The organism is Burkholderia sp. AU6039 (assembly GCF_002223365.1).
In the GTDB taxonomy this organism is placed as follows: Bacteria; Pseudomonadota; Gammaproteobacteria; order Burkholderiales; family Burkholderiaceae; genus Burkholderia.
Genome location: NZ_NKFK01000003.1, coordinates 2098123 through 2107646, shown reverse-complemented (window position 1 = coordinate 2107646; position 9524 = coordinate 2098123). Strand labels below are relative to the sequence as shown.

General features: G+C 64.3%; 9 protein-coding genes and 1 pseudogene. 6 read left to right on the top strand and 4 right to left on the bottom strand.

All coding sequences use genetic code 11. The features are described 5' to 3' along the window. A pseudogene (locus tag CFB39_RS12590) lies at positions 1-200 on the top strand (3-hydroxybutyrate dehydrogenase); the annotation flags it as partial. 119 nt (positions 201-319) lie between these two features. Here the strand turns inward: CFB39_RS12590 and CFB39_RS12585 are convergent. Beyond that, positions 320-1519 (bottom strand): amino acid aminotransferase, encoded by a 1200-nt coding sequence (locus tag CFB39_RS12585; protein ID WP_089473203.1) that lies wholly within the window; start codon positions 1517-1519, stop codon positions 320-322. 267 nt (positions 1520-1786) lie between these two features. Between CFB39_RS12585 and uvrB the strand changes: the two genes are divergently transcribed. The 5 genes from uvrB (at position 1787) to CFB39_RS12560 (ending at position 7331) form a co-directional block, all read left to right on the top strand. Next, a complete protein-coding gene (gene uvrB / locus CFB39_RS12580) occupies positions 1787-3877 on the top strand; it encodes an excinuclease ABC subunit UvrB (protein ID WP_089425833.1) in 2091 nt (696 codons plus the stop codon). Positions 3878-4096: 219 nt separating this feature from the next. Further along, positions 4097-4648 carry an iron transporter gene (locus tag CFB39_RS12575; RefSeq protein WP_021163417.1) on the top strand — a complete coding sequence of 184 codons (552 nt, stop codon included), beginning with the start codon at positions 4097-4099 and terminating at the stop codon, positions 4646-4648. 55 nt (positions 4649-4703) lie between these two features. Beyond that, positions 4704-5036 (top strand): cupredoxin domain-containing protein, encoded by a 333-nt coding sequence (locus CFB39_RS12570; protein WP_027786891.1) that lies wholly within the window; start codon positions 4704-4706, stop codon positions 5034-5036. A gap of 58 nt (positions 5037-5094) precedes the next feature. Next, positions 5095-5937: an FTR1 family protein gene (locus CFB39_RS12565; protein ID WP_027784952.1), complete on the top strand. Its 843-nt coding sequence runs from the start codon at positions 5095-5097 to the stop codon at positions 5935-5937. Next, positions 5934-7331: a 4Fe-4S binding protein gene (locus CFB39_RS12560; protein ID WP_089473202.1), complete on the top strand. Its 1398-nt coding sequence runs from the start codon at positions 5934-5936 to the stop codon at positions 7329-7331. Before CFB39_RS12565 ends, CFB39_RS12560 begins: the two co-directional genes overlap by 4 nt. A gap of 275 nt (positions 7332-7606) precedes the next feature. On the opposite strand, the gene hemP is transcribed toward CFB39_RS12560, so the two are convergent. From hemP to CFB39_RS12545, 3 genes are all read right to left on the bottom strand, one after another. Beyond that, positions 7607-7858: a hemin uptake protein HemP gene (hemP, locus tag CFB39_RS12555; protein WP_089473201.1), complete on the bottom strand. Its 252-nt coding sequence runs from the start codon at positions 7856-7858 to the stop codon at positions 7607-7609. Positions 7859-7996: 138 nt separating this feature from the next. Further along, positions 7997-8479, bottom strand: a complete 483-nt coding sequence (locus tag CFB39_RS12550; protein WP_039370078.1) for an SRPBCC family protein — start codon at positions 8477-8479, stop codon at positions 7997-7999. A gap of 99 nt (positions 8480-8578) precedes the next feature. Further along, positions 8579-9451: a pirin family protein gene (locus tag CFB39_RS12545; protein ID WP_089473200.1), complete on the bottom strand. Its 873-nt coding sequence runs from the start codon at positions 9449-9451 to the stop codon at positions 8579-8581. Positions 9452-9524 lie beyond the last annotated feature (73 nt).

Sequence of the window (9524 nt, the reverse complement as noted above, 5' to 3'; positions counted from 1 at the left end):
AGCAGATTCCGGAGCAGGCGAAGGAGCTCGGGATCAGCGAAGAGGAAGTGGTGAAGAAGGTGATGCTCGGCAATACGGTCGACGGCGTGTTCACGACCGTTCAGGACGTCGCGCAGACGGTGCTGTTTCTGTCGGCTTTCCCGAGCGCCGCGCTCACGGGCCAGTCGGTCGTCGTCAGCCACGGCTGGTACATGCAGTGATGCGAGTGCGGGCGGGGTCGCTGCCCGCCGGTGAATGGCAAAAAAAACGCGCTCCACGGAGCGCGTTTTTCATTTTGGCAGGGCGGGGCCAATGACGGCTGCCGCCTGCTCAAGCCGTGTTACTTCAGGACGGCTGCGACCGCATTGGCGACCACGTCGAGGTTGCGCGTGTTCAGCGCTGCGACGCAGATCCGGCCCGTGCCGACAGCGTAGATGCCGAACTCGTCACGCAGGCGATCGACTTGCGCCGAGGTCAGGCCCGAATACGAGAACATCCCGCGCTGCTCGTTGATGAAGCTGAAGTCGCGATCGACGCCGCTTGCCTTCAGGCGCTCGACGAGACCATTGCGCATCGCGCGGATGCGATCGCGCATTTCACCGAGTTCCTGCACCCACGAAGCGTGCAGTTCCGGCGAAGCGAGCACCGCTGCGACCACGGCGCCGCCATGGGTCGGCGGGTTCGAGTAGTTCGTGCGGATCACGCGCTTCAGTTGCGACAGCACGCGCGTCGCTTCTTCCTTGCTCGACGTGATGATCGACAGTGCGCCGACGCGCTCGCCGTACAGCGAGAACGACTTCGAGAACGACGACGACACGAATGCGTTCAGGTCAGCCGCGGCAAACAGGCGCACGGCAGCAGCATCGGCCTCGATGCTTTCGCCGAAACCCTGGTAGGCCATGTCGAGGAACGGCACGAGGTTGCGTGCCTTCACGACGTCGACGACCTGTTGCCATTGCGCTTCGGTCAGGTCCACGCCGGTCGGGTTGTGGCAGCACGCGTGCAGCACTACGACCGTACCTGCCGCGTAGCTGTTCAGTGCCGACAGCATGCCTTCGAAGTTCACGCCGTTGGTGGCAGCGTCGTAATACGGGTACGCAACGACTTCGAAGCCGGCTGCTTCGAACAGCGCGCGGTGGTTTTCCCAGCTCGGATCGCTGATCGCGACCTTCACGTTCGGGTTCACGGTGCGCAGGAAATCCGCGCCGATCTTCAGCGCGCCCGTGCCGCCCAGTGCCTGGGCCGTGACCACGCGACCTGCCGCGATCAGCGGCGAGTCGTTGCCGAGCAGCAGCTTCTGCACGGCCGCATCGTAGGCGGCGATGCCGTCGATCGGCAGATAGCCGCGGGGCAGGCCGGCTTCGACACGCACCTTCTCGGCTTCACGAACCGCGCGCAGCAGCGGAATCTTGCCTTCTTCGTTCGTGTACACACCGACGCCGAGGTTGACCTTGGTCGGACGCGCATCGGCGTTGAAGGCTTCGTTCAGGCCCAGGATCGGGTCGCGGGGAGCAAGCTGGACAGCGGAGAAGAGCGACATGATGATTCGGCAGTAGTGAAAAGAGGGTCAGGCTTTCAACGGGCGGGGCGGGCGCGGTAGATGGACCGCGCGCGGGCAGGCACGACGCCGGAAAGCGCAGCAGCCTGACATTGTAGCGAATTCACGCAGGCGGGGGCGGCGTTTCGGCGGCGAAATTCGGCCGGGAATCGCGATTTCGGGCGGCCGTCGCGCGTCAGGAGCCGGCAGCAGTTCGCGAGGCCGCGAAGCGCTAGAATGCTTTCTTTGCCCTCGCTCCGGCCGCATTCCATGTCCGAACATAAAGCCGAAACCGGCGACGCGCTCGACGAATCGAAATTCGTGACCTTCGAAGGGTCGCCATTCCAGCTGTATCAACCGTATCCGCCCGCAGGCGACCAGCCGACCGCGATCCAGACGCTCGTCGAAGGGGTCGAGGACGGCCTCTCGTTCCAGACGCTGCTCGGCGTGACGGGCTCGGGCAAGACCTTCACGATGGCGAACACGATCGCGCGGCTCGGCCGCCCGGCGATCGTGTTCGCGCCGAACAAGACGCTCGCCGCGCAGCTCTACTCGGAATTTCGCGAGTTCTTCCCGCGCAACGCGGTCGAGTACTTCGTCTCGTACTACGACTATTACCAGCCAGAAGCGTACGTGCCGCAGCGCGACCTGTTCATCGAGAAGGACTCGTCGATCAACGAGCACATCGAGCAGATGCGGCTGTCGGCGACGAAGAGCCTGATGGAGCGTCGCGACGTCGTGATCGTCGCGACGGTGTCGGCGATCTACGGTATCGGCAATCCGTCCGAATACCACCAGATGATCCTGACGCTGCGCGCCGGCGACAAGCTCGGCCAGCGCGACGTGATCGCGCGGCTGATCGCGATGCAGTACACGCGCAACGAGCAGGATTTCCAGCGCGGCACGTTCCGCGTGCGCGGCGACACGATCGACATCTTCCCGGCCGAACACGCGGAGCTGGCCGTGCGCGTCGAACTGTTCGACGACGAGGTGGAGACGCTGCAGCTGTTCGACCCGCTGACGGGGCGCGTGCGGCAGAAGATCCCGCGCTTCACCGTGTATCCGTCGTCGCACTACGTGACGCCGCGCGACACCGTGATGCGCGCGGTCGAGACGATCAAGGACGAACTGCGCGAGCGCCTCGAGTACTTTCACAACGACGGCAAGCTCGTCGAGGCGCAGCGCCTCGAGCAGCGCACGCGCTTCGATCTCGAGATGCTGCAGGAGCTCGGCTTCTGCAAGGGCATCGAGAACTACTCGCGACATTTCTCGGGCGCGGCGCCCGGCGATCCGCCGCCGACCCTCGTCGACTACCTGCCGCCCGATGCGCTGATGCTGCTCGACGAGTCGCACGTGCTGATCGGCCAGCTGAACGGCATGTACAACGGCGACCGCGCACGCAAGGAAAACCTCGTCAACTACGGGTTCCGGCTGCCGTCGGCGCTGGACAACCGGCCGCTGAAGTTCCCCGAGTTCGAACGCAAGATGCGCCAGGTCGTGTTCGTGTCGGCCACGCCGGCCGACTACGAGAAGAGCGTGACCGGGCAGATCGCCGAACAGGTCGTGCGGCCGACGGGCCTGGTCGATCCGGAAATCGAAGTGCGGCCGGCGAGCTCGCAGGTCGACGACGTGCTGGCCGAGATCAACGCGCGCGTGAAGGCCGAGGAGCGCGTGCTGATCACCGTGCTGACCAAGCGCATGGCCGAGCAGCTCACCGAGTTTCTGGCCGATCACGGGGTCAAGGTGCGTTACCTGCACAGCGACATCGACACGGTCGAGCGCGTCGAGATCATCCGCGACCTGCGGCTCGGCACGTTCGACGTGCTGGTCGGGATCAACCTGCTGCGCGAAGGGCTCGACATTCCCGAGGTGTCGCTCGTCGCGATCCTCGACGCGGACAAGGAGGGCTTCCTGCGCGCGGAGCGCTCGCTGATCCAGACGATCGGCCGCGCGGCGCGGAACGTGAACGGCAAGGCGATCCTCTACGCGGACAACATGACCGAGTCGATGAAGCGCGCGATCGGCGAGACCGAGCGGCGCCGTGCGAAGCAGATCGCGCACAACGAAAAGATGGGCATCACGCCGCGCGGTGTCGTGAAGCGCATCAAGGACATCATCGACGGCGTCTACAACGCGGACGAGGCACGCGCGGAGCTGAAGGAAGCGCAGCAGCGCGCGAAATTCGAGGACATGTCGGAAAAGCAGCTCGCCAAGGAAATCAAGCGCCTCGAGAAGCAGATGGCCGACTACGCGAAGAATCTCGAGTTCGAGAAGGCCGCCGCGACCCGCGACCAACTTGCGCTGCTGCGTGAGCGTGTGTTCGGCGCGAACGTCGGCGATCACGTCAACGGCGGCCGGTAAATCTTTCCAAGCGTCACCGAAACCCTGCGGTAACGAACCTGTAAGCCTTGTCGGATCAGGGGTTTACACGGCTCTCCGTTTGTTCCGAAACAGGTTCGGTGCTAAACTTCGTGATTATTGAGAATTGTTCGCATTAACGTTCTTTGTCGCGTTAGTGTTTTCAGTGGGCCGGCTGGCGGTCGGTCCGCATGGTTCCAGATCAAATAACAAGGAGTGTCCATGTTGGGTTCTTCGTTCATCCGCACGACGGTTGCGGTAGCGGCGGCGCTTGCCGCGATGTCGGCCTCGGCTGCCGAATATCCGATCGGCAAGCAGCAGATCCAGGGCGGCATGGAAATCGGCGCGGTGTACCTGCAGCCGATCACGATGGACCCGGAAGGGATGATGCGCAAGGCGTCGGATTCCGACATCCACCTCGAGGCCGACATCCATGCGGTCAAGAACAACCCGACGGGTTTCGCGGAAGGCGACTGGATGCCGTACCTGCAGGTCACGTACAAGCTGACGAAGCAGGGCGACACGAAGTGGAAGGCTGAAGGCGACCTGATGGGCATGGTCGCGAGCGACGGTCCGCACTACGGCGACAACGTGAAGCTGAACGGCCCGGGCAAGTACCACCTGACGATGGTCGTCAAGCCGCCGATGCAGACGGGCCACATGGCGTTCGGCCGTCACATCGACAAGGAAACGGGCGTGGGCGCATGGTTCAAGCCCATTACCCTCGAGTACGACTTCCCGTTCGCCGGTATCGGCAAGAAGGGCGGTTACTGATCGGTGGCATCACGAACGGCGCGCTTCGGCGCGCCGTCGGCGTAGAGAACCCAGAATGAAAATTCCCCAGAAAATCGTTGCCGCAGCCGCTGCGTTGTGGCTTGCCGGCGCAGCGTACGCTGCCGATCTGCCGACGTTCAAGCTCGAGATGACGGACGGCAAGCTGAATCCCGCCCGCATCGAAGTGCCGGCCGGCCAGCGTTTCAAGATCGAGATCAAGAACACCGGCAAGGGCGCCGCCGAATTCGAGAGCGTGCAACTGCGCAAGGAGAAGGTGCTCGCGCCGGGCGCCGATTCATTCGTGGTCGTCGCACCGTTGTCACCGGGTGAATACAAGTTTTTCGACGATTTCCACCAGCAGGCGCAGGGCGTGATCGTCGCGAAGTAATGCGTTTTATCTGCGCGCGGGCGTACCTGCCCGGTGTGCCGCGCGTCAGGAGGTATCGATGGGTCAGATCTTGTTCATCGTCTGGCGGGAGAGCGTCGAAGCGCTGCTCGTCGTCGGCATTCTCTATGCATGGCTGAAAAACGGCGACGACGACGCGCGCCGCGGCCTGCCTTTTCTCTGGGCCGGCGTCGGCGTCGGCTTGCTGATGGCCGTCGGCCTTGGTGCCGCACTGGTCGGTTTCACCGAAGTGCTGTCCGGCGACGCGCAGGACTACTTCCAGACCGCCATGGTGCTGATCGCATGCGTGCTGATCGTGCAGATGGTGCTGTGGATGCGCCGGCATGGTCGCACGCTGAAGCGCGACATGGAGCAATCGCTGCAGCAGAGCACGCGCGATTCGAACTGGTGGGGTGTCGCGGTGCTGGTCGCGCTCGCGATCGCGCGCGAAGGCAGCGAGACGGTGATCTTCCTGTACGGTCTCGGTTTCGGCCAATCGGGTCACGTCGACGGCAGCCAGATGCTCGCGGTCGTGATCGGCCTCGGCCTCGCGTTCCTCACGTTCTATCTGCTGCAACTCGGCGGCAAGTACTTCTCGTGGCGGCATTTCTTCCGCGTCACCGAAGTGATGCTGCTGTTCCTCGGCGCAGGCCTGTTCCAGACGGGCGTCGACAAGCTGATCGACAAGGAAATCCTGCCGCTCGGCATTTCGCAGGTGTGGGACACGTCCGCGATCCTCGATGATTCGGGCACGTTCGGCTCGCTCGTCGCCACGCTGACCGGCTATCGTGCCCACCCGGCGCTGACCAACCTGGTCGCGTATGCGGTGTACTGGGCGGTGGTCTGGCTGCTGATGAAGCGCGCGAGCCGTCGTCCGGCAGTCGCGGCAGGTCGCGCGGCATGAGCGTTGTCGCCGCAGCCAAGCAGGGCTGGCTCGCGCAGGCCGGCCAATGGATGCAGCGCCACGGTGCGCTGATCCGCGGCATCCAGTGGATCGTCGTCGCCGTCTATGCGTTCCTGATCATCGTGCCGGCGGTGTTGCCGCTGCCGGACGACTCCGCACACCTGTGGAACAACCTCACGCTGATCGCGCAATTCACGTTCTGGGGCATCTGGTGGCCGTTCGTGCTGCTGTCGATGGTGATGCTCGGCCGTGTCTGGTGCGGCGTGCTGTGTCCGGAAGGTGCGCTCACCGAATTCGCGAGCAAGTTCGGCCGCGGCGGCCCGATTCCGCGCTGGATGCGGTGGGGCGGCTGGCCGTTCGTCGCGTTCGGGCTCACGACGATCTACGGGCAGATGGTGAGCGTGTACCAGTACCCGCTCGCGGTGCTGTTCGTGCTCGGCGGCTCGACCGTCGGCGCGATCGTGATCGGCGTGCTGTACGGCCGCGAAAAGCGCGTGTGGTGCAAGTACCTGTGCCCGGTCAACGGTGTGTTCGGGCTGCTCGCGCGGCTCGCGCCGATGCGCTACAAGGTCGACGAGGATGCATGGCGCCGGTCGTACAAGAACGGCGAGCACGGGCATCGCGTGATTCCGATCAACTGCGCGCCGCTCGTGCCGTTGCGCAACATGAAGGGCGCGGCGGACTGCCACATGTGCGGCCGCTGCAGCGGGCACCGGGATGCGATCTCGCTGTCGTTGCGCTCGCCGTCCGACGAGGTCGTGAACCTCGGCGCGCAGCAGGCGAACCCGTGGGACACCGCGCTGATCCTGTACGGCCTGCTCGGCGTCGCGATCGGTGCGTTCCACTGGACCGTCAGCCCGTGGTTCGTGCAGATCAAGCAATGGCTTGCAGGCTGGCTGATCGACCATGACATCACGTGGCCGCTCGAGACCAATGCGCCGTGGTTCCTGCTCACGCACTATCCGGATCGTAACGACGTGTTCTCGTGGCTCGACGGCGGGCTGGTCATCAGCTACATCGTCGGCACGGGGCTCGTGTACGGCACGGCACTGCTGGTACTGCTGGCCGGCGCGACGCTGATGCTCGGCCGCTTCGATCGCGTGCGGTTGCATCATCTTGCACAGGCGCTGATTCCGATTGCGGGCGCGGGTGTGTTCCTTGGCCTGTCGGCCACGACACTGTCGCTGCTGCGTGCCGAGCATGTGCCGCTCGGCTGGGCGACCGATGTGCGCATCGCGATCCTGGTCGGCGCCAACGCATGGAGTGCGTGGCTCGCGTGGAAAGTGACGGGGCGTTATGCGGGCTGGCCGCGCCGGCTTGCGGCGTTCGCGTGGTTCGCCGTCGCGCTTGCCGTCATCGACAGCGCCTGGTGGTTGATGTTCTGGGGTTTCTGAAGCGGATCGCGTGCCGCGCTTCGGCGGTCACGCAGCGACGCGGTAACGAATCTGGGCGGCATGCTTCACGCATCGGGCGCCCCAAAAAAAAGCGACACGTCGAAGGACGTGTCGCTTTTTTTCTTCCTTGTGCGAGAACCAAAAAAAAGTGGCTTGGCTTGCTGCAACGGCTGCTTGAGTGTGTTTGCACGAAGGGGTCTAGATCTCGCGTGCAAGCCGTTACGCTGGCTACTGCCCAACACCTCTCAGGGAGGTGGTCCCCACAATACTCTGTCTTACTTCGTCAGGATCAGTTTGCCGAGCCGTGTGGCGCGCAACTGATAGGTCTCTCCGTTATGCGCGATGCTGACGTGGCTTTGGCCTTGCAGCAGCGCATCGCTGCTGACGACCCGCGTGCCTGCTTCGCGGTTGCCGGCGGGTTTCGCCGGCGTGGTGACCGCTGCCGTCTTCTGACGGCTGCCGCCTGCGGTGCCGGTCGTGCGGCGCAAGGTCAGCGTGGTCGGGGTCGGGCGCATGGTGTCGGTCATTCGGTTGATCGGTGACTGTCGATACGATGGAATGAATTCTAAATGATAACTATTCCCATTTACAAAAACTCTTTATCGATCGAAACGACGAACCTGATAGCTTGAATCAAAGGGGCGGCCCGCGGGCCGCCATCGGGTTCAGTGCAGCGGATCGGGATCCTTGCGGCCCTGCGCGTATTCGCGGATCAGGCGGACCGTGTCGATATCCGACGTGCGGTACGCTTCCTTGACGATCCCGTGCGTCTGACGCGCGTCTTCGCTGTCGTCCGTGACGACCAGCGTCGTGCGGTATTCGAAACGCAGGAACAGCTCGTGGTCGTCGCGTTCCTCGATCGTCATCGTCAGCGAGCCGCCGATCTCGCCGTCGGCGGCGAGGATGTCGTAGCGAACCTGCTGGTTCGGCGTGAACGTGACGTGGTCGCGCACGGTCGCGTGACCGTAGTGCAGCTCACGTTCGAGCGTCGTGTCCGTCCGTTCGTGGACGACACAGCTGTCGAGGCCGAGCACGAACAGTTGCGGCTGTTCGGCGCGCAACACGAGACCTTCCCAGAGCTGGTCGCGGGTGAGGGTCGGCACGGCCGGATCGTCGGAATTGATCTGGATCAGATGTTCGAAGTTCAAGGGGACGGGTTCCTTCTGGTGGCGGGCGGCCACGTGGTTCAAGAAGTCATTGTGACGCAAAACGGGCGGTTTCGCGGCACCTGCGCACCCGTCCGTGCGTCATGCTTCGATGCGCCCCATGCGACCGGCCTGGTAGTCGACGACCGCCTGCCGAATCTCTTCCTCGGTGTTCATCACGAACGGGCCGTAGCGGACGATCGGCTCGTTGAGCGGCACGCCGCCGATCAGCAGCAGGTCGAGCGACGTGTCGCCGGCGGCGAACGTGACGGTGTCGCCGTCATCGCAGTACACGACCATGTGTCGTGCGTCGACCGCCTGCCTGGCGGGCCCATAGAGGCCCGTTCCGTCGATCGGATAGGCGAACACACGATAGCCTGCCGGGACGGTCTGCGTGACCGTTGCGCCCGGTTGCAGCGTGAAATGCTGGTAGAGGATCGGTGTGCGTGTCTCGATCGCGGCGCGGACGCCGAACGCTTCGCCGGCGATCACGCGCACCCGTGCGCGGCCGTCAGGTGAGGTCGCGGTCGGGATGCGGTCGGCGGGGATCTCCTGGTAGCGCGGCGCGATCAGCTTGTCGCGGCGCGGCAGGTTGACCCACAGCTGGAAACCGTGCGAGCGGCCGCCCGTTTGCGCGAATTCCGGGTCCGGCATCTCGCTGTGCACGACGCCGGCGCCCGCCGTCATCCATTGCACGTCGCCCGGGCCGAGCGTGCCGGCATGGCCGGACGAGTCGCGATGGCGGAAGCGCCCGTCGAGCGCGTAGGTCACGGTCTCGAAGCCGCGATGCGGATGGTCGGGGGCGCCCTTGGCTTCGCCGGGCGCGTAGTCGACGGGGCCCATTTCGTCGAGCAGCAGGAACGGATCGAAATCCATCAGCAGTCGGGTCGGGAACGGGCGGTGAACCACGAAGCCGCCGCCTTCGGTCGTGCGAAGCGCGGGGAACGTACGGTCAAGCGAGCGAGCGGTCGTCATGCGGAAGCCCTCGAAATCAACGGAATAGCGTTATTTTTGAAACATAGCGCTATTATATTGGGCGTTTTACGGT